Source organism: Chromobacterium phragmitis (genome assembly GCF_003325475.1).
Lineage (GTDB): Bacteria > Pseudomonadota > Gammaproteobacteria > Burkholderiales > Chromobacteriaceae > Chromobacterium > Chromobacterium phragmitis.
The window spans coordinates 3,758,749-3,777,146 of record NZ_CP029495.1 but is presented as its reverse complement, the minus strand read 5'-3'; the positions used below and the strand labels follow the sequence as shown (position 1 = coordinate 3,777,146).

32 protein-coding genes are annotated in these 18,398 nt (G+C 59.3%); 22 read left to right on the top strand and 10 right to left on the bottom strand.

All coding sequences use genetic code 11. The annotated features are described in order from the left end of the window. Positions 1 to 26 precede the first annotated feature (26 nt). From DK842_RS17900 to DK842_RS17890, 3 genes are read right to left on the bottom strand one after another with little or no spacing between them, the layout of a single operon-like run. On the bottom strand, positions 27 to 233 hold the full coding sequence (locus DK842_RS17900; RefSeq protein WP_114062676.1) for a hypothetical protein: 207 nt from the start codon (positions 231 to 233) through the stop codon (positions 27 to 29). Then, positions 233 to 745, bottom strand: coding sequence for a DNA N-6-adenine-methyltransferase (locus DK842_RS17895; RefSeq protein WP_114062675.1), 513 nt, complete (start codon positions 743 to 745; stop codon positions 233 to 235). Before DK842_RS17895 ends, DK842_RS17900 begins: the two co-directional genes overlap by 1 nt. Next, positions 745 to 1,014: a phage regulatory CII family protein gene (locus tag DK842_RS17890; protein WP_114062674.1), complete on the bottom strand. Its 270-nt coding sequence runs from the start codon at positions 1,012 to 1,014 to the stop codon at positions 745 to 747. The genes DK842_RS17895 and DK842_RS17890 overlap by 1 nt, the downstream gene beginning before the upstream one ends. A gap of 272 nt (positions 1,015 to 1,286) precedes the next feature. Between DK842_RS17890 and DK842_RS17885 the strand changes: the two genes are divergently transcribed. After that, positions 1,287 to 1,649, top strand: coding sequence for a hypothetical protein (locus tag DK842_RS17885; RefSeq protein WP_114062673.1), 363 nt, complete (start codon positions 1,287 to 1,289; stop codon positions 1,647 to 1,649). 396 nt (positions 1,650 to 2,045) lie between these two features. Here the strand turns inward: DK842_RS17885 and DK842_RS17880 are convergent, their stop codons facing one another. From DK842_RS17880 to DK842_RS17860, 7 genes are all read right to left on the bottom strand, one after another. Then, positions 2,046 to 2,798, bottom strand: coding sequence for an autoinducer binding domain-containing protein (locus tag DK842_RS17880; protein ID WP_114062672.1), 753 nt, complete (start codon positions 2,796 to 2,798; stop codon positions 2,046 to 2,048). Positions 2,799 to 2,862: 64 nt separating this feature from the next. Beyond that, complete coding sequence (locus DK842_RS17875) at positions 2,863 to 3,198, bottom strand: helix-turn-helix domain-containing protein (RefSeq protein ID WP_114062671.1); 336 nt, start codon at positions 3,196 to 3,198, stop codon at positions 2,863 to 2,865. Positions 3,199 to 3,388: 190 nt separating this feature from the next. Further along, positions 3,389 to 4,123 (bottom strand): hypothetical protein, encoded by a 735-nt coding sequence (locus tag DK842_RS23095; protein ID WP_145964072.1) that lies wholly within the window; start codon positions 4,121 to 4,123, stop codon positions 3,389 to 3,391. Positions 4,124 to 4,244: 121 nt separating this feature from the next. Further along, positions 4,245 to 4,661: a hypothetical protein gene (locus DK842_RS23090; protein ID WP_145964071.1), complete on the bottom strand. Its 417-nt coding sequence runs from the start codon at positions 4,659 to 4,661 to the stop codon at positions 4,245 to 4,247. Further along, entirely contained in the window at positions 4,621 to 4,833 is a 213-nt protein-coding gene (locus DK842_RS17870; protein WP_114062670.1) for a hypothetical protein, read from the bottom strand. Before DK842_RS17870 ends, DK842_RS23090 begins: the two co-directional genes overlap by 41 nt. Before the next feature lie 685 nt (positions 4,834 to 5,518). Next, on the bottom strand, positions 5,519 to 5,713 hold the full coding sequence (locus DK842_RS17865; RefSeq protein WP_081542574.1) for a Sec-independent protein translocase family protein: 195 nt from the start codon (positions 5,711 to 5,713) through the stop codon (positions 5,519 to 5,521). 90 nt (positions 5,714 to 5,803) lie between these two features. Next, positions 5,804 to 6,247 (bottom strand): hypothetical protein, encoded by a 444-nt coding sequence (locus tag DK842_RS17860; RefSeq protein WP_114062669.1) that lies wholly within the window; start codon positions 6,245 to 6,247, stop codon positions 5,804 to 5,806. 979 nt (positions 6,248 to 7,226) lie between these two features. Between DK842_RS17860 and DK842_RS17855 the strand changes: the two genes are divergently transcribed. The 21 genes from DK842_RS17855 to DK842_RS17755 all read left to right on the top strand — a co-directional run bounded on the left by DK842_RS17855 (position 7,227) and on the right by DK842_RS17755 (position 18,394). Further along, positions 7,227 to 7,406, top strand: coding sequence for a hypothetical protein (locus DK842_RS17855; RefSeq protein WP_114062668.1), 180 nt, complete (start codon positions 7,227 to 7,229; stop codon positions 7,404 to 7,406). 327 nt (positions 7,407 to 7,733) lie between these two features. Next, positions 7,734 to 8,258 carry a transcription elongation factor SPT4 gene (locus tag DK842_RS23085; RefSeq protein ID WP_145964070.1) on the top strand — a complete coding sequence of 175 codons (525 nt, stop codon included), beginning with the start codon at positions 7,734 to 7,736 and terminating at the stop codon, positions 8,256 to 8,258. A gap of 24 nt (positions 8,259 to 8,282) precedes the next feature. Beyond that, positions 8,283 to 8,462, top strand: a complete 180-nt coding sequence (locus DK842_RS17845) for a hypothetical protein (RefSeq protein WP_114062666.1) — start codon at positions 8,283 to 8,285, stop codon at positions 8,460 to 8,462. Continuing rightward, positions 8,459 to 8,707 (top strand): hypothetical protein, encoded by a 249-nt coding sequence (locus DK842_RS17840; RefSeq protein ID WP_114062665.1) that lies wholly within the window; start codon positions 8,459 to 8,461, stop codon positions 8,705 to 8,707. Before DK842_RS17845 ends, DK842_RS17840 begins: the two co-directional genes overlap by 4 nt. Before the next feature lie 91 nt (positions 8,708 to 8,798). Then, a complete protein-coding gene (locus DK842_RS17835) occupies positions 8,799 to 9,092 on the top strand; it encodes a hypothetical protein (protein ID WP_114062664.1) in 294 nt (97 codons plus the stop codon). After that, complete coding sequence (locus DK842_RS23475) at positions 9,089 to 9,259, top strand: hypothetical protein (protein ID WP_168194915.1); 171 nt, start codon at positions 9,089 to 9,091, stop codon at positions 9,257 to 9,259. The genes DK842_RS17835 and DK842_RS23475 overlap by 4 nt, the downstream gene beginning before the upstream one ends. A gap of 46 nt (positions 9,260 to 9,305) precedes the next feature. After that, complete coding sequence (gene bet / locus DK842_RS17830; protein WP_114062663.1) at positions 9,306 to 10,079, top strand: phage recombination protein Bet; 774 nt, start codon at positions 9,306 to 9,308, stop codon at positions 10,077 to 10,079. 3 nt (positions 10,080 to 10,082) lie between these two features. Beyond that, positions 10,083 to 10,697, top strand: a complete 615-nt coding sequence (locus tag DK842_RS17825; RefSeq protein WP_114062662.1) for a lambda exonuclease family protein — start codon at positions 10,083 to 10,085, stop codon at positions 10,695 to 10,697. A 1-nt stretch (position 10,698) separates the two neighbouring features. Further along, positions 10,699 to 11,673: a coiled-coil domain-containing protein gene (locus DK842_RS17820; RefSeq protein WP_114062661.1), complete on the top strand. Its 975-nt coding sequence runs from the start codon at positions 10,699 to 10,701 to the stop codon at positions 11,671 to 11,673. Between the two features lie 7 nt (positions 11,674 to 11,680). After that, a complete protein-coding gene (locus DK842_RS17815; protein WP_114062660.1) occupies positions 11,681 to 12,094 on the top strand; it encodes a single-stranded DNA-binding protein in 414 nt (137 codons plus the stop codon). 97 nt (positions 12,095 to 12,191) lie between these two features. Then, the gene (locus tag DK842_RS17810; protein ID WP_198414567.1) at positions 12,192 to 12,539 is read left to right on the top strand and encodes a helix-turn-helix domain-containing protein; all 348 of its coding nucleotides are present in this window, start codon (positions 12,192 to 12,194) and stop codon (positions 12,537 to 12,539) included. Then, entirely contained in the window at positions 12,536 to 13,450 is a 915-nt protein-coding gene (locus tag DK842_RS17805; protein WP_114062659.1) for a recombination-associated protein RdgC, read from the top strand. Before DK842_RS17810 ends, DK842_RS17805 begins: the two co-directional genes overlap by 4 nt. Continuing rightward, a complete protein-coding gene (locus tag DK842_RS17800) occupies positions 13,447 to 13,773 on the top strand; it encodes a hypothetical protein (protein ID WP_114062658.1) in 327 nt (108 codons plus the stop codon). The genes DK842_RS17805 and DK842_RS17800 overlap by 4 nt, the downstream gene beginning before the upstream one ends. Next, the gene (locus DK842_RS17795) at positions 13,770 to 14,264 is read left to right on the top strand and encodes a hypothetical protein (RefSeq protein WP_114062657.1); all 495 of its coding nucleotides are present in this window, start codon (positions 13,770 to 13,772) and stop codon (positions 14,262 to 14,264) included. Before DK842_RS17800 ends, DK842_RS17795 begins: the two co-directional genes overlap by 4 nt. A gap of 72 nt (positions 14,265 to 14,336) precedes the next feature. After that, the gene (locus DK842_RS17790; protein ID WP_114062656.1) at positions 14,337 to 14,609 is read left to right on the top strand and encodes a hypothetical protein; all 273 of its coding nucleotides are present in this window, start codon (positions 14,337 to 14,339) and stop codon (positions 14,607 to 14,609) included. Continuing rightward, positions 14,606 to 15,085, top strand: a complete 480-nt coding sequence (locus DK842_RS17785; protein ID WP_114062655.1) for a hypothetical protein — start codon at positions 14,606 to 14,608, stop codon at positions 15,083 to 15,085. Before DK842_RS17790 ends, DK842_RS17785 begins: the two co-directional genes overlap by 4 nt. Positions 15,086 to 15,429: 344 nt before the next feature. Further along, the gene (locus DK842_RS17775; protein ID WP_145964069.1) at positions 15,430 to 15,939 is read left to right on the top strand and encodes a hypothetical protein; all 510 of its coding nucleotides are present in this window, start codon (positions 15,430 to 15,432) and stop codon (positions 15,937 to 15,939) included. Positions 15,940 to 15,941: 2 nt separating this feature from the next. Next, complete coding sequence (locus DK842_RS17770) at positions 15,942 to 16,283, top strand: hypothetical protein (RefSeq protein WP_114062653.1); 342 nt, start codon at positions 15,942 to 15,944, stop codon at positions 16,281 to 16,283. Between the two features lie 70 nt (positions 16,284 to 16,353). Then, a complete protein-coding gene (locus tag DK842_RS17765; protein WP_114062652.1) occupies positions 16,354 to 16,596 on the top strand; it encodes a hypothetical protein in 243 nt (80 codons plus the stop codon). Between the two features lie 2 nt (positions 16,597 to 16,598). Beyond that, positions 16,599 to 17,387, top strand: coding sequence for a hypothetical protein (locus tag DK842_RS17760; RefSeq protein ID WP_114062651.1), 789 nt, complete (start codon positions 16,599 to 16,601; stop codon positions 17,385 to 17,387). Further along, entirely contained in the window at positions 17,384 to 18,394 is a 1,011-nt protein-coding gene (locus tag DK842_RS17755; protein WP_114062650.1) for a hypothetical protein, read from the top strand. Before DK842_RS17760 ends, DK842_RS17755 begins: the two co-directional genes overlap by 4 nt. Positions 18,395 to 18,398: the final 4 nt, after the last annotated feature.

Below are 18,398 nucleotides of genomic sequence, written 5' to 3'. Positions count from 1 at the left end.
GAGCTACGGCGTCCTCATGGAGATGGCTATCCGCGAGGCGTGTCGTCACCACGCTTGGCTCGATAAAGCACTCCGCCCGGCCTGAGTTCGTTCGCTATCGCGGCCTTGATCGCTTGCGGCAGCTGCGCGATCAGTTCGCAAAGCTGCTGCTGCATCGCCCCCAGGTCCGCCCGCAGCCCAGCCACTACGCCATTCAGCGCACTGATCTGCTGCTGCAACTGTTCGACGCTCATCACTCCCCTCCCTTGATCTCGTGCGCCCGGCCGCCGGCGCCCGGCACCTTGTACGCGCTCAACTTGCACTGCCCGTTCTCGCCTGGCTTGTAGACCACCAGCACGGCCGGGAACGGCGCCTTAGCCTTTGCCCCATCGAACCGCAGCCGCTTGTCCAGCGCGCGGATCTCCGCGGCTTTCAGCGCGTGGCGGTGGAACCAGCGGGTATCCGTCCGCGCCGGCACCAGGCAGACCACCAGCGCGCCGTCGATGCTTGATCGGTACGCCTTGGCCATCCACAGCTTGATTTGGTGGCCGAACGGCGGATTCATCCAGACGACGTCCTGGCTCCAGTCCTGAGCGAGCCCATCCTGTTCCCGCGTGAAAAACCGCTCGCACTTGGCGTTCTCCGCCGTGGCGCAGACGTCCAGCGTGAACCCAAACTCCGCGTGCAGCTGGTCGAACAGCTCCTGCGGCGTCGGCCACTCGTCCGTCTTACTGCTGAAGTGCACCTGCTCGCTCAGATCCGCCATCAGGCGGCCTCCGCGAACGCATAGCCGTTGGCGGCAGCGTGAGGCAGGTATGGGACCAGGCGCTTGTCACCAGTGACCTCGAACAGCCTGGCGCGCTCCGCAACAGAAAATCGCGCCGGACAGTGCGAAACTTTGTCCCGATTGACCTTCCGCCTCAGTGAGTTGGGGTTGATGCCCAGCTCTTCAGCCAAGTGCCTCAGTTTCAATCCGGTCCTTTCCTTCCAGTCGGCAACGACTTGGTAGATAACCACATCGATCTCGGAAAACATGGTTCGCAACAATTCCTTGAAAAGTGATCATTTTCAAAGGTTTAGCGCTTTGCCATACTTCACTCAGCACCAAGCCAGACCCGCTGCAGCGTCTCGACCGGCTGCCACCTTGGAGCGCGACGCGGGAGTTCTTTGACAACTAGGCCATCTCCACATCAGAGCCATACCGACGAAAGGATAACCCTGTGGGTTACCATAATGCAAGCATCAATGCAATAAATGAACCTTTTAGGCGTCTACCCCCATGGGTAAGCTATGACTACCATTCGGGCATGAGCATTGATATCTTCCAGATCCGACTCAATAACCTTCTGCCCTTTTTGGAAAAGAGGGGGGAGACGGCGCGCCTTGCTAAGTTGATTAAGGTTGAGCCGAACTACATCAGTCGGATCAAGGCCGGTAAGAAACGCATTGGCGGAGGTGTCGCCAGGCGGCTTGAAGATGCACTCGGCCAGGAATACGGCTGGATGGACAGGAGCCACGACAGTGAACATGCGCCGGCGCCGGAGCAGGTCGTGATTACCGCGCAGTCTGAAGAAGAGCTCGTGAAGCTCCTGCGCGAAAAGGGCGAAGCCTACGCGTTCGAACTGCTCCGCAAGGCCTTCATGGAGCAGGAAAACAAAAAGGGCGACTGATGTCGCCCCACTCTACCCTCTAGGCCGCAAACCTGGCCTGGGTCAAATCTAGACTACTCACATCCCCGTACCGCACGAACTCTAGCGTGCCGTCCGTATAGCGCCTGAGCGCCACCTCGGCGACTACCGGCCCGCGCGCGTCGAAACCAGCTCTGTGATGATGACAGTTTGCTGCATGCACGCATGGCGCATGAGCGGTATTGCAATTGCTCTGCATTCCTAACTCCGTTTCAGGTGCTCAATCGTAGCCGTCTGTCATATGTCATTACTGACATCTTCTTGTTTTGTGGCCATATTGTCCCACCTGACATCTGTCAGGTCATTACGAGAAATCGTAAGAAAAACTGTACATAGTAAAAATACGTATTTACAAACAATCAGTTTAAAATCTATGCATTATTCGCATGCGCCGATCTTGTACATCAGTTGCTCTACAGTGGCCGCCTCGTATGTGTCCATAAGCCTGCCGATGTGATAATCAACGGTGAAGACACTCTTGCCTAAAGCTGATGCAACCTCAGCCCTTTTAAAGCCTTGCTTACAATACAGATCGATAACAGTTTGTTGAATCTTGCTAGTTTTCGCAATCCGCGCGTTTGAGGCAAAAACTCTATGCGCGACTTCGGCCAGATCGGGGAGCAGCATTTCGAGCAGATCACGCAGCGCACGGTCCGCTTCGACATGCCGACCGACGATTGAGAGCACATAACGAACACCGCCACCCTTGTCTGCGATGTAGGTCAGGCCATGCGTCAGTCCATACCGCGAACTGTCCGCGACAAACTTTCTCTGCGCCTGGGTCAGCCCTGGGGCGTACAACTTTTCCGACCAAACAGCCGGCTCACCAGCAGTCGCGCGCGCAACTGGATCTATCTTTCCATAGCCCTGCTCCACATACCGCCGCAGCCATTCCTCGGACCAGCCGTGGTTGATGTACAGCGACGGTACCTTGGTTCCGTAGAACGTCGCCAGCAGCGTTGGTGCGCCGCCTGCAATGGTGCAGATCAACGCCAGAGCAGCATCCAGATCATCGCGCGTTCTGGCGCGCACAAGCATGCTGCGCAGCGCTGCCGCGGCGCAGATGGCTGCATTGATTCTGTTGTTGGATATCGCCGCCACTTCCGGCAGCTGGTCGATAGCTGTCGTCATAAGCCCTCCTCGTCTATTCAAGGTAGGACATTTCAACGACGCAGAAAACCGCGCCGCCGATTTCTCAGCGTGCGGTGGTCAGCAGCAGCTGCACCAAACGCCAGACCTCGTCTGGCCCTTTGCTCAGCATCTGCTCAGCTACATCCTCCAGCGAGTCTGCGGAGACGTAAGGGGCCTCCGTGCTCGCCAGGGGCGTCTTGCGCCCCTTCCCCGTCTCCAGCCACGTCAGCGAAACCCCCAGCGCCTTGGCGATGCCCGGCAGCTTGGTAGACTCGTGATTGCGCCCATTTTCCAGGTCGGCAACTATCGACCGACTGCAACCGGCCCGCCGGCCAAGATCTTCTTGGCGCCAGCCGCGGCGCATGCGCTCGGCCCTGATTCGATCACCTCTTACATTCATGCCGCATTGTCGATTACGGCAGAGATGTCATGGCACCATTCAAAGATGGCATTACGTCAAAATCGAACGCAAAAAAGCCCGCGTGTGCGGGCTGATCTGCGGGCGCCAAGTGTTTTTATCTGAACGAGTGGGCTCAGCCTAGCGCCTAGTATGAGTGTTGCCTGATACCGATATGCTGGTCAATGCAAAACTACCTGTGACGAGCCTTGAGCCCATCCAGTGCTGACTTCAGCCTTGCTTTTTGCTCGGGACTCCAATCTTGATACATGGCATCGTACGGAGCGGAGATCTGGGCGGCTCCAGAGGCCAATGCACCCTTGAGATTTGCCACATCGGCATCGTTGGCTGCAGCTTTTTCGAATTCGATAGGTTGTGGGTTGGCGATATACATAACAAACCCTTTCTTTACAAGGCTTTCTACAACATCTTCAAGATTGGCAACGTTTTCGACGTTGTGCCTGCCGGAAGGCAAATCCGCCGATTTTACGTTCCCTCCACTACATGGGTCTAGAACTTTGGCCGATTCAACGGCTTTAGTTGCAGATTTGTTCATTTTCCAACACTCGTATGCATTCAATGCACCAGACCCAGCGAACTTCGACCCATCTTCATGGTTAATGTCCTGATTTTCTACGATTGACAACTGCCCATCCCGCTCAACAAGACAAATTGAAATACTAATCCCGTTGTAGTACACGTCAGGCGGCGCTGTTGACATGTCGCTTGCGAGCCAGTTCTTCCACTGATCGATGAGAATAGCGCTACCGGCAAAATTGCAGGCAAATCCCCCATTCCGATCAACGAAGAGCTTGTCGAATCCGGTGTCGTCTACATAACAAATTCCTTTGTTTCCTGGCAGCCTAGCGGACCACCTGGAGTCTGTTGCTAAGATAACGGGGCCTCGGTCGAAAACGTTGGTTGTCATAATGTGTTGTCGGAAAGTTGATCAACATATTATGCATACATTCCAAGGTCATTAACTTGCGTTTGTCATTTCTCTGGTCGAAGTGACAGGAGACCGTCTCGCGGATCTCAGCTGTGGCCGGCTATTTTTTAGAGTTGCTGCCCGGTGGCGGAGCCACTGATTTCGGCTTCCGTCCAGTAATGAAAGCCACCGCGAGGGTGCCAATTGTTACACCTGCAATTGAAGCACCAGCCCAAGGCTGACCATGAAGGGAAACATATGAACCACCCAGCATGCCTGACAGACCGATGACCGCTGCACCGATAAGACCACCCATTCTTTCAATAAAAATGAATATATTGGTCTTGGAGTGCTCGCGGCGCCGATGCTCCGCCTCAGCCTGTGTCTGATCAACAACCCACCTTACAAGGTTTGGGTCTATCTGATTGAGACGTTCAAGCTGATCTACCGGGAGTAGTGGGCTGTCAGTTTCATGGTGCTGGACGGCTACGGAAAGATCACCGTTTTGTGCCCGCGCCTGCGTTACCTTGCTTGACATAGATTTTGTCCGCATTTTGTTTTACACCACGGACGATCTTGACTGCATCGCCACGCAATGCCGCTTGGTCTTGGGCGAATCCGTTTGTCTTTGGCTGTACGTAGTCCCTGCTGGGGTATACCTGAAGGGCCTGAGCAAAGCCTTCGAGAACGTTTCTCAAGTGCTTAGTCATTGCACACCTTCCTTTCATTGTCTTACAAACAAAAAGGCTCCAACATCACTTGCCTGTTGGAGCTTTCCGTTTGTCTAAAGATCGTCACGCGTCAGGGCGCGTTGTGCCTTTGCGGCACGGTAAGCGCTAGATTCTACGTTGCATGTTCAACGATAGTAAACGTTTAAACGTTAACTTTGCACGTTTACCAACACGTATAGTGTGAAAGCTACACATCCGCAAGCTTGCAAGTGTACGACTTTGTGCAATGCATCAAGTTCCACGAATGCATACTACGTGAACGTCCATAGTCAGCCAGTGTGACGGCCGTCACCTCCTAGACCGCACTCCACAGCCACTTCATCCCACCCCAGATCACCCAGCCGACCACAGCGACAAACATCGCGAACACGATGTACATGCTCAGGAAGTATAGCTCACCGCGGCCCCGACCAGGGTGAACAGCAGGCGCAGGAACTTCGGCCACTCGGCGCCGCCATGCGACATGATCGCCGACCAGGTCAGCCACCCACCGCCGACAAGGCCGACCAGCAGCCCAAAGCCGCGCACCCTTGATTCGAACGCGCGATCATCGGCCCTCTGCAGCTCCTCGGCGGAGTTGTAGTGGGCGGTGACGCCGTCTCCTACGCGCTTGCTATAGCGTGTCTTCGCATTCCCTTTTCAATGTCAGCTGCGTAGATCGGCACTATTTTCGAGTTGCAGGCCAAGGCACCATCGCGAACACCCACAAGGCCAGCAGGTTGAGTACCGGAACCCACATGACAATGCTCAACACGCCAGGGAAGCCAGCTTTCCGGACGATCAACCATGCAGGCACCTGAAAGATGACCAGCATCACAAGGAACATCAGCCAATGCCAAATAGAGAAAGAACCCATCATTACCCTTCCCTCCTGTGATTTTTTCGCCTCATCGCCAGGCCTACTGCCACCTGCCTCAGTTCACCGGCAGCTCGTACGCGTTGATGGCCTTCAGCGCCCCACGTCCTGCAGAACACGTTGGAGGCCTTCTTGTAGCTTGCCGTCCCTCATTTCCACTTCAAACACCTCGCCACTTGGCCCTATCAGAACGACTCTTTGAGAAGCCGTCCCCAAAATTCCGCTGCCGGACTCATGGAGTTTAAAGTCGGTCACAACGGACTTGGCCTCCTTATACGGAGTGGATACCTCTTGGGCGATAGCCAGCTTGTTGTAAAAATTTGGCGGTATAGAGCAGCTGATTAGTTGCTCATCGGCAGACTCAATTCTCATCTTGGCTGCCAAGCATTTCGCGACTATTCGATTACTAATTTCTTTTGCGCTTATGGAGCTGTAGGTCCATTTCGGCTTGCCATCCGGCGCGAGCATAACCGGTTGGTCAGCTGCACATCCAGAAATAAGTGCGCTCAACATGGTAACAACAAGAATATTCCTCATAGAGAATAAACTCCACCCATCACTTGACGTTGGCATTTTACACCCAGCTCACCCTGCCCCACTCCTACCTCTTCGTCGCTCCGTATGAGAAAAGCAACACATAACCCATCAGGTAACTGAAAACATCTTGATTAAAGTAACCCATGAGGTTATTGTTACCCCATCAGCACAGCAATACTGTGCACCGATCCTTAACAGCACGAAGCAACAGACCGCCCTCCGGCAGCAATGCCGAATCGGTGCCAGCAATGGCCAGTGAGTGCGGGGAGCCAAATGGCCCGGTGCAAGCGCGTGAGCGCTCCTAAAGGTACAGCCCTCCGGTATCAACTTGCTGACGTGGTAGAGGGGACAGCGCCATCGCAGGCGCAGAGAAAGTTAGTCGAGCGTGAGAACCACCCTCGGCAGCAGCGAGACGCCAAGCCCACCGTGGCGAGTAACGGGGGAATGAAGTTTTGCAGCACTGGAGACCACGACCAGCGACCGAGCAAAGGAAGCGAACGGGTGGATGTGGTAGGCGAGTACCGGACCACGGATGGCGCTGCGGCGCACCGGATCACTAGCCGAGTGGCGAACGGCAGAACGCACTCAACCAGCCTTATACATGCAACGGCACACCGCATTGCCGATAGCGGCGCGACGATGGTCGAAAGATTCGTGACGGCGTGAGAGAACGCTCAGCAGCAAAAAGGCGAGAGCGGCCTTAACGGCTTGAGAGACTGGCCCGGTCGTTAAACGGGCGCCAACAAGATAGGCCTGGATGACTTCTCTGTCGTTCAAGACGGGCCCTAAATGTCCACGAACGACAGCGGCGGCTGGTGCCGAACCTTTCCAGACGACTGGCCGCCGCAAGCGGCCACCTACACGCATGGCGGTTTCGTCTGGTGGGAGAGCGCATAGGGATTGCGCGGTTAGTCTCACAGGAAGCCAGGCTCAAGCCGCCATCCGTGTAGGTCAATGCCTCAACACGAAAGGACATCGCATGAGCGAACAGGGTTTCACGAAGGGCCAGTCGGTCAGCTTCACCACCATCCACGGCCGCGAAGGTAAAGGCAAGATCATCGACATCACCAAGGGCGCCAAGGGCGACTTCATCAAAGTGCAGGAAGACGGCAGCGACAAGGTGACATCCTGCCGCCCGAAGCAGCTGAAGGCCGCCTAAGCCGCCGCCGGCGACAGCCGGCTGCATTGCTGAACGCCTTGTGCGAGCAAGTGTAGCGCTGGCCGCGCTTACCGGGCGCCACCCGGGCAGGAGCCGCAAGACGTTCAGCGATGCAGTGAGTAGACACCCCGCACTGTGCCGGGGCCGCTTCGGCGGGAGAACTTCCGGTTGCGCACCCCAACCGATATGCGCAGATGGGTGGGCCACAGATCACCGTAGGCCCGTGCAACAGCGCCGGCAGCCTTCGCGGGTAGTCTGATGCCGGTAGGACCGCTGATTTCAGCGGTGGGGCCGAGGGCCAAGCCCTCCCCGGCTGGATGATGGATCATGCCAGTCGCCCCACCCCTGCGATTCGCAGGCTTCTCCTTGTTTCTCCTTCACTTGCCCGGCCTCGCGCCGGGTTTCTTTTTTCTGGAGACCGTTATGGCCGAAGAGTACGGACAACTTGAGGGCGAGACGTGCAAGCGCATGGGCTGCCAAGGCGTGATTGAAGAACATCCGCGCGAGAACTGCAGCTGCCACATTTCCCCTCCTTGCCATTACTGCACTACACCTCGTGAGTATTGCCCTGTTTGTGGATGGGAGGCAGCGGACGACGAGGTGTTCAACGACTTCGTGGTCAACGTCGACAAGGAAACAGGCGTATATCGCACATGGACGCCCAGGCCTCTGGATACCAGCAAAATCGACTGGCACAGCAAGCCACATACCAACGCCTCAATGATCAAGGAAGGTTGTTATCCGCCAGGCACTACGGCGGATGAAGTCCGCAAACTGGTAAATGGGACGTTCGGAGGCAGATTCCAGCACTTCGGCAACGGCAGATTCAAGTTCATCGCTTACACCGACTAGCACCCCATTTCCAAGGAAACCGCCATGCACACCTTCACCGTCGAATTCGTGCCGCGCGCCAAGACCAATGGCGCCACCCTCCGCATTGAGGGTGTGCAGGCATCAAACAGGCATTCCGCCATCATCCGCGCCGCCAGCCAGGAGCGAATCAACGCTGCCAACTATAAGCCGCGCGCCACCCTTCAGCGAAAGGAAGCAGCATGATCGCCAACGCCATCCCTGCGCCGGCTGCCGCGCAGATCAACGTCAACTGCCGCGCGCTGCAGGCGGCCAACTCCGGCAGCTACGCAATCCACTCGCTTACCGGCTACCGCATGAACTTCCAGTTCCCGCGAACCCGCCGCCGCGTAGACAACCTGATCGTCCTGGCTCGCAGCAAGGGCGAGGCGCTTGATCGCGCAGGCACCATGCTGCCGGATTACCTCCCTACCGGGATGTCGCGGCTATGAAGGCGCGGATCAAGTACGCCATCGGCGGCTTCATCGCCACATCCATCTTCTTCGCCGCAGTCACTTTGGCTCAGGCCCTGGAGCAACTGAAATGAACGCTCGTCTTTTCTGCCCTGTTCAAGGCGCTATTGCACACCACATTCACGGCGAAACGCTCGCCGCTGCTGCTGATCACCAGTTCGAGCTGATGCGCGAGCAGTACACTGCGGACGGTATCGACTGGTCGGACGTGGCCAACCGCAACGAGGCCACCATGGCGATGGCCTCACAGGTGCTGGCGCTGGTCTACTCCATGCCGGATTGCCCCGCTCGTCGCAAAACCATCCAGATGCTGGACGCTGCGGCCGACAGCTACGCGCAAGACATGATGCGGAAGGCCGCATGAGCCGAACCATCCCCCTGGACCGCATGCACAACGCTCTGAAGTCTCGGATGATCCAGCAAGGCGGGTCGCTGAAAGATACGCCTCAGCATGCCCGGCGCGCAGCCCAAAAGCAGCGCGAGCGCCACGTCGTCGAAGACATCCTGTTCGCAATCCACAAGCCTGCGTAAGCGGGCTTTCTTATGTCCGGCAGAGTCTCGGGCAGAAAGGATTTCCATGAGCGCCGCACTGACCACACTGACCGGCCAGCTGGCCAGCCGCTTCAACCTTGGCGATGGCACTGAGCTGATGGCCACGCTCAAGCAGACAGCCTTCAAAGGCCCTGTAACGGATGCGCAGATGACCGCGCTGCTGATCGTCGCCAACCAATACGGCCTAAACCCCTGGACCAAGGAAATCTACGCCTTCCCGGATCGCAATAACGGAATCGTCCCGGTCGTCGGCGTGGATGGCTGGAGCCGCATCATCAACGGCGACAAGAACTTCGACGGGATGGAGTTTGAGCAGGATGCCGAAAGCTGCACCTGCAAAATTTACCGCAAGGACCGGAGCCGGCCCACCTCTGTTACTGAGTTCATGGACGAGTGCAAACGCGAGGGCGTCGGTCCATGGAAGTCGCACCCTAAGCGCATGCTGCGCCACAAGGCCATGATTCAATGCGCCCGCCTCGCATTCGGCTTCGCTGGAATTTACGACCAGGACGAGGCGGAACGAATCGCTGAGCGTGACGTTACGCCAGCGGCAACCGGCCGAGTTTTTGAAGGCGAGGCCGAAAACCCGCGCCGCGGCGAGCTAATCCGTGCCGCCGAGGCAATTGCGAATACTGGGAACGTTGATGCGCTGCGTGCGCACCTGCAAGGACTTGCCAAGGCAGATCGGGCTGTTATCGGAACCGACGAAATGCAACGGCTGGGCACCATCGCGGCTGAAGCAAGCGCGATGGCCGCTTCGCCCCAAGATGAACCCGAAGAAATCCCTTTTGCGGAGTAAGACATGGAACAGCGTAGCGAAGAATGGTTTGCGGCCCGCCTGGGCAAAGTCACCGGCTCCCGAGTATCCGACATCATGGCACGGACCAAATCCGGCCCGGCGGCCAGCCGTCAAAACTACATGGCGGAACTGATCTGCCAGCGTCTGACCGGCAAGATGGAAGAACGGTTCACCACTGCAGCAATGCAGCGCGGCGTAGACATCGAACCAAAAGCCCGTGCCATTTACATGCTGGAAACCGGCGAAATAGTCGCTGAAACAGGCCTTGTCATCCATCCCGACATCCCGGACTTTGGCGCATCGCCGGACGGACTTGTCGGCCTGGACGGCCTCATCGAAATCAAATGCCCCAACACCTGGACGCATATAGAGACGCTTCGCTCCGGAAAGCCGAGGAAAGAGTATTTCATCCAGATGCAGGCGCAAATGGCCTGCACTGGCCGCCAGTGGTGTGACTTCATCAGCTACGACGACAGGCTGCCTGAAGACATGGCCTATTTCTGCAAACGGATCACCCGCGATGATGACTTCATCGCTGAAATGCTGGGCGAGGTCAATGCCTTCTTGTCGGAGCTGGAAGGCACCATCCAAGAGCTGACCCACGGGAAGGCGGCATGACATGGCAGCCGAAGATATCAAAGACCTCGTAGTCATCGAAAAGGCCTCCGTTCAGGAGGTTTTTCTACATCGCCCCACCCTAGATGGGATATTGGAGCAGATCCGCACCAAGGCTATGAGCATCGCGCCGGATCTGTCCACGGCGACCAGCCGCAAGAGCATTGCCAGCGTTGCCTACAACGTGGCCAAGGCCAAAACCTACCTGGACGACCTCGCCAAAGAGCGCGTAGCCGAGTTGAAGGAACTGCCGAAACAGATTGATGAAAGCCGCAAGCACATGCGTGACTTTCTTGACCGGCTAAAAGATGAAGTCCGCCAACCCTTGACCGATTGGGAAGCCGAGCAAGAGCGCCTCGCGGTTGAGAAGAAGGCCGCCGAAGAAGCCGCGGCCCTCGCCCTCAAGGTCGAAACTGACCACGAAATCGCCCTGCTGATGAATCGCGAGTTTGACCGGGTCGCAGAGGAAAAGCGCCAAGCTGACCTGCGCGCCCAGCGAGAGCGCGAGGCCGAGATTGCCCGGCAGGCCGAAGAGAAGGCGCGACGCGAAGCCGAGGAGAAGGCAGAAGCCGACCGCCAAGCGGCCATGCGACGCGAACTGGAAGCCAAGCTCGCCGCCGAGCGCGCCAAGCAAGAGCGCCTGGCCGCCGAGCAGCGCGCCAAGGATGCCGAGGCCCGCGCCGTCCGCGAGAAGGCCGAGGCCGAGGAGCGCGCCAGGCTGGCAGCGATCAAGGCTGAAGAGGATCGCATCAAGGCTGCCGAAGAAGCCGCCACGGCCGAGCGGCGCCGGCAAGAGCAAGAGGCCGAAGCCAAGGCCGCAGAAGAACGCCGGCGCGCAGCAGATACCGCCCACCGCGCCAAGGTGAACCGCGAGGCGCTGGACGACCTGATGGCCACCGGGCTGACCGAAGACCAAGCCAAGGCAGTGGTCTGCGCCATCGTCAAAAAACAAGTGCGCCACGTCGCCATCCAATATTGAGGACGCCATGAACAGCATCACCTTTGACGGCCGCCTGGCCGCCGACGCCGAGCTTCGCTACACGCCGGCCGGCGAGCCGATCCTCACCTTTCGCGTGGCCAGCGACATCGGCTACGGCGACCGCAAGTCCACCAATTGGTTCAGCTGCCAGATATGGGGCAAGCGCGGCGAATCGCTGAAGAACTACCTGGCCAAGGGCCAGCAAGTGACCGTGTACGGCCAGCTGTTGCTACGGGAATGGCAGGACAAGGACGGCAACAAGCGCTTGTCCCCGGATGTGCGCGTCAACGAACTGAGCCTGCAAGGCGGCCGACAGGAAGGCACCGAGCAGCCATCGCGTGAGGCCCCGCCGCCCCGCCGCCGCGAACAACAATCGCAACCGCCCATAGACGACTTTGACGAGGACGGGATTCCCTTCTAGCAATGCCAGTAACAGCCCACCGCCGGCGCATGTGGATACGCGCCGCCATGATCAAGCAAGCCCGCCTCGCGCGGGCTTCATCAATTCTGGAGCCATCATGCAAAACCCCCGCGACATCCGCCGCAGCACCGGCCTCAACCAGCAGCAGTTCTGGGGCGTCCTCGGCGTCACCCAATCCGGCGGCAGCCGGTACGAAAACGAGCGCAACATCCCCAAGCCGGTCCAGACCCTAATGAACGTGGTCCACGTCCACGGCATCGACCTGTCCAAGATCACAGCCGAGAACGCCCAGGTCATCCGCGCGCTGCTGGCCGGTGAGCTGGATGTTTCCGCCCTGCTCAAGACCGCCGAGCACATGCGCAAGCTCTCGGCCGCCGCGGCCGGCATTGCAGCCGAGGCCGCGAATACTTCTTTGCTGGTTAATGGACTGAAGGAGGCCGCATGACCTGGTTCAACAACGCAACTCTGTTCCGGCTCACCGATACGCCGGACGCTATCAGCCTGAGCGAGGCACTGTCCAAGCGCCCGTTTCAGCCTTGCGCCGGCCTCGACTGGTTCAGCGAGGGGTGGGTTCCGCCTGCCGCCCACCTCGAAGAGCCGGTTTTCGTGACCCGCGGGCACATGCTTGTGAGCCTGATGCGAGAGGACAAGGTGCTGCCGCCGGCAGTGATCCGCAAGGCCGTCGACACCAAGGTGGCTGAGATCGAAGCCAAGGAACTGCGCAAGGTCGGCCGCAAGGAGAAGCTGGCGCTGAAGGACCAAGTGACCGACGACTTGCTGCCGCGCGCCTTCGTGAAGCCGTCCCGCGTGCCGGCGCTCATTGCCGGCGGCTGGCTGATCGCCGACACCGGTAGCGCTCCGCGCGCCGAGGCGCTGGTCTCCAAGCTGCGCGAGGCGCTGCCACCGTTCCCGGCCGCGCTGCCGCGCACCCTGATCGCGCCGCATACCGCGATGACGGACTGGCTTGCCGCCGGCGAAGCGCCTGGCGGCTTCGAGCTGGACGCCGATGCGGTGCTGAAGGACGGCGGCGAGAACGGCGCCGAGGTCCGCGTCAGCCGCATCGACCTGACCAGCGACGAGATTCGCCAGCACATCGCCACCGGCAAGCAGGTGGTCAAGCTGGGCCTGATCTGGAACGAGAAGATCCGCTTCCAGCTGACCGACACGATGCAGATCAAGGGCATCAAGTGGCTGGATGTCCTGCAAGACGAAGCCAGCCAGGCCGGCGACGACCGCGCAAGCCTGTTCGAAGCGACGGCGCTGCTGATGGCGTCCACGATTGGCGAGCTGATCGTCGATCTGGTGGATGCGCTGGGCGGCCTGGAGGATAGCCAACAGCACAAGGAGGCTGCATGAATACCGCTGACATTTGCGGCTTACTGAAGGAGCTGGATGCGGCAAGGGATGAACTGAAAAAGCTGAAGGAAGAGGCCTCTCTTCTTTCTCTTTCCGGCCATCAGAATCAAATCAGCATCCAAGTTGGTAACAGCTCCAGAAGCCTTGCGATCGCTCGCATTGAATCGAGGAACGGCTATGCATCAACCCTGGTGCGCGGCCGTGAAATGATCCTACTTGGCGTCAAGAAGGCATATGCGGCACTGATTTCCACCCAGGCGCAGCGCGTTCGAGACCTCGAAGAATCCATTCAGCAGCAATGCAAATTTGGGCGTGCAGCATGATGGCACACAGCAAAGAACCCTGGCCGCCGTTCACCGAAGTTTGCGAGCCGGCCACGCCGCACCCTGAAAGCGCTGCGATCGCCCGGCTGTCCTGGGATGACTACATTCGGGCGCGGGCCTGCGTGAATGCCTGCGCGGGCTATTCCGACGCCGAAGTGTCGCATGGACTTGTGCCAGCCACCCGACATTCGACGGTGGCGCATCAGCGTGACCAGCTTCTGGCGGCGCTGTCCGGCTTGGTCGATGACATCCAAGGCTTGATGAGCGAGAGCGACGGCGTGGCCGGCTTACACCTCAATGGCGATGTTGCACCGTGGAGTGAGCTGGAGGCTGGCAGCCGATATGAGCGCCTGACCCATCTGCCGGACGCTGTTGCGGCCATCGCTGCCGAAAAGGCCGAGCCCGCGCCCAGCCAAGAGCCGCCCGTCTTGGCCGGGTACGGGAAGATCGCCATCGGCGGCCACTCTGGGCACGGCGGCGGCCTCGCATGACCCACCCCACCCCATGACAGCCCGCCCACCCGGCGGGCTTCGTTTTTGGCGCAAGCGCGCCAGGAGATGAATATGAATTACGAAATCGCCATCGCGCGCCTGCAGCTGATAATTGCCGTCCTAGCTGATCGCCTGGAGCAATCGGACGGCCGAATCAAGATGCTGCAATCCACCATCACCATCCAAGAGGAACAGCTTCAAACGCAGAACCGGGCCGCGCGCCAGTTCGCCGGCGATTGTGCGGAGCTGGCAGCCAAGGTCACGGAGCTGGAGCTGCGCAACGCCGAGTTGGCTAAGGCGCGCGATGCCTGGAAGCTGGAGGCAGAAAGTCGGAGGGCCGCATGAGAAAGCAATGCAAACGCAAGCACCGCCCCGCCAGCTTCACCCGCATGAAGCTGGTGCTGGGCAAGTGCATCAACACCCCTTCAAACGATACCGACATTCTCGATGAGCCTACACGCGACCTCGAAGCGCTGATGCGCGGAGAACTGTCGACGGACGGCTTCCTTCGGCTCAACGAAATGAATGTGACCTTGTGCATGGCAGGCGAGCTGCTGCGAACGAGAGGCGTCGAACTTACTCCACTCGTCGGCTGGCAGTACAAGCAGGAAAGCGAGATCGCGGCGGCTGCCTACGCCAAACTGGCTGAGCGGTATTCGAAACGCGGCCGGTTCGTGGCGACGGCCGATGAGCTGGAGGCCTTCCGAGCCTCGCTCAATTCGCTACGGCAGATCATCCCGGCGCTTACGCGGGGCGAGTTGCTGACGGTACTGACCGCGGCAGCGGATTTGATCGAGTCCACGAATGGCAAAGCGGCGTAACGCGCGCCAGCAGTACCAAACAAGGCCCACGCGGGCCTTTTTTCATGGAGGCACGCATGAGCCTGTATCGGATATGCAGTCGCTGCGACAAGCGCCGTCCTCTGGCCGGCGGCGCGTATGTGGCAACACCCAGCGGGGCCGGGGGCGTGTGGCGCTGCGCGTATTGCAAGGGGACCTCATCATGATCCGCTTCGGCTCTGTATGCAGCGGCATCGAGGCCGCAAGCGTGGCCTGGCATCCGCTGGGCTGGCGTGCTGCGTGGCTGGCGGAGGGTCATGGGATTGCCCGTCCAGGCCACGCATCGACCAACACCCAATGCAAACCAAACTGAAATGGGAGGCAGCATGAACCCGCACCACCTGGAACTGATACCCGACCAGCGGCCGACTTGCGCAGTCCACGGCATGCCGCATCCGCGTGCCATCTGCTCGCAAATCATCACCGGCATGAAGTTCTGCGGTCATGACGGCGAATGCCAGCACAAGCGCCAGCCTGCTGACACCGGCGCGGCGCTGGCAGCAGTCAACGCGGCCCACGCGGCCGGCACCATCGACATGAGCGAGGAAACCAGCATGACCCCGAACCACATCAACGGCATCCGTATTTTCGAAATGAACGACTGCGATTGGGTAGCGGCTCGCAGCAAAGAGGACGCGATCCAGTTCTACGGCGAAATAGCCATGCCGGAGGATTTCGAGAACGTCCAGGAGCTGAGCGCACAGCAGCTGGACTCCCTGCAGTTTCACGTTGACGACAACCACAACGGCCCGACCATCACATTCCGCCAGCGCCTGCAGCAGCTGGTCGACGCCGACGAGACGCTCCCCCAGCTGTTCGCCTCGACGGAGTTTTGACCATGAACCCTCTGATCAAATTGGCCGAAGCAGTAGAGGAGGCCGCCCGCTCCAACGTCAGCCTAGAGTGCATGTCCATTGCAATCACTGCCCTCGTAGCCGGCGCGAAGCTGGCCGCCCAGCAACAGCAGTGGCTACTTCACGACAACATCACCACGATGCAGTCCGCGTGGATCGAGTGGAAGCACGGCCAAGGCGCGGCCGCCGCGATGGAGTGGATCGAGAACACCCTGTCCGACCCCGGCCTGATCCCAGATGAGGACGAGCTGAACAGCCAGAACGCCCAGGCGTGGCACGATGCCAACTGCTCGCGCGCGCTGAAACAGCAACAGGAGGCCGCATGAACGACTGCCCCTACGACAGCTGGCTGCCTGATCAGCCGGCCAAACTGCCCGACCAGGGCGAGGAGAGAGTATGCCGACCGTTTTGATTGATGGCGTCGAGTACGTCCCGCGCGCCGAAATGCCGCCTATCACTGACGAACGGCTGCACGCATGCCTGAAGGAGCTGGTCAGCATCCAGTATTTCAGCGACTGCCCGCATAAACACCGCGCTTGGGCCTGGGACGCAATGAATGCTCTCGCGCCTGAACTGGCCGAACTGGCCTCAAACGATCCGCAAGCAGCATTTGAGCGGATACATGGAAGTGAGGAGTGACCATGCAAACCCTGACCCAACTGGCGGACGCCGCGTTCGAGAATGCCTGGCAGGAACTAGGCATACATCAACACATAATCGCTCACTGCAAAGAGCCGAGCGAGATTGCCCAATGGGGCTGGCGCGCCGCGCTGGCATGGCAACAGATGCAGTCGCCGGCCACCGAGCAGAGCGGTGAGCCGGTGGCGCGTGATGTGCTGATGGCGCTGGCGAAGTCGGTGGAGTACGTGCGTATTTCTGGTGGATACGCTGTGCTAAGCGAGGAGCAGCTTTCCCAAATCGTTGACGCCCACGCCACCCAGCCGCCAGCCGTGCCTGACGCCATGCGCAGCGTGGCTAACATCCTTGTTGATGTGGTTCCTGGCGAGGATGGCATGGGGCAGGAGGTGTACGCCAAGTCGGTTGATGACGTGGTGAACCTGATCTCCAAACTGGCCGGCGAAGTCGATGAGCTGGAGCTCCAGCGCGACGAAGCCAGAGCCAAGCGCGACCAGATGCAGCAAGACTACGACGCTCAGGCCCTCGCGCTCAAGGCGGCCAAGGCCATGCAGCAGAGCGAGACGGCGCGCGCGGACAGGGCAGAGGCTCAGCGCGACCAACTGCTGGCGGCGCTGTCTGGACTGCTCGAGGATATCGACGGATTGATTGAAGGAAGCGATGGCGTGGCCGGTCTGCACCAAAACGGAGATATCGCGCCGTGGAGTGATTTGGAACCAGGTGGCAAGTTCGAACGATTGTCATACCTGCGTGATGCATACACCGCCATCGCCGCCGCAAAGGAGCAGTCATGAGTAACCTGACACAGTTGGCCGATGCAGTAGACGAGGCTCTGGCCAGCGGCAACATCGAGCAGCAGATCGAGGCCATCGCTGCGCTGATCGCCGGCGTGCGCGCTGCCGAGCAGAGCGGCGAGGCGGTGATGCAGGGGCAGATCGCCAACTTGACTGATATCGGCTCTGAATGGGTGCCTTGTGTCAAGTTGCCAGTGACTGTGCATGTACGCCAACAACGAAAAGGTGAAACGCATGTCAGTACGCGCGAAGGCATAACTCCGTTGCAGTCTGACGATTTGATCATGCGTGGTGTAGAAGGGGAAGAATACCCAATTGGAAGAAGTCTGTTTGAAAAAACGTATCGAATTGGGGCAAACGTTGAACAGAGCGGCGAGGCGGTGTATTTGGTTGCCACCGGCGAAACAATCGATGGCAAGGAAACCTACACGCGCCATGATGTGCGTCCTCCGATGTGCGATGCGGAAACGCTCTACACCCACCCGCAGCCCGCGCCGGCAACTGGTAAGGAATCCTTACAGGTTCAAGCGGTGCCGGATGGATGGCAGCTCGTCCCGATCAAACCGACAGAGGAAATGATCCGCAAGTCCTGCTGGTCTGGTGCTGGAGAAATAAACCTCCACGAGGAATGGGCAAAGCGCGAGGTATGGGGGCGCATGCTCGCCGCCGCGCCGGCACCCGACAAGGAAACCACCATGCACCACCTGGAACTGATACCCGACACTGGCGCGGCGATTGCCTCAGTCAACGCCGCCCACGCGGCCGGCATCATCGGCACCGACACCCGCACCGTCACAATCCCCGGCTGCGAGGAGCATCAGGGCTTTTATCGCCTGACGCTAACCCTGCCCTGGCGTTGCATGTACTGCGGTGCCCCGCGCGGCGAACCGTTCGAAACCCTCTGCTATGACGGCAGCCGCCGGCTGAACGTCAACGGCTGGGAAAACCCCTGCGGCCACACCGAGAAATACAGCGCGATCCGCGCCCGGATCAACGAGGAAGGCTGAGACC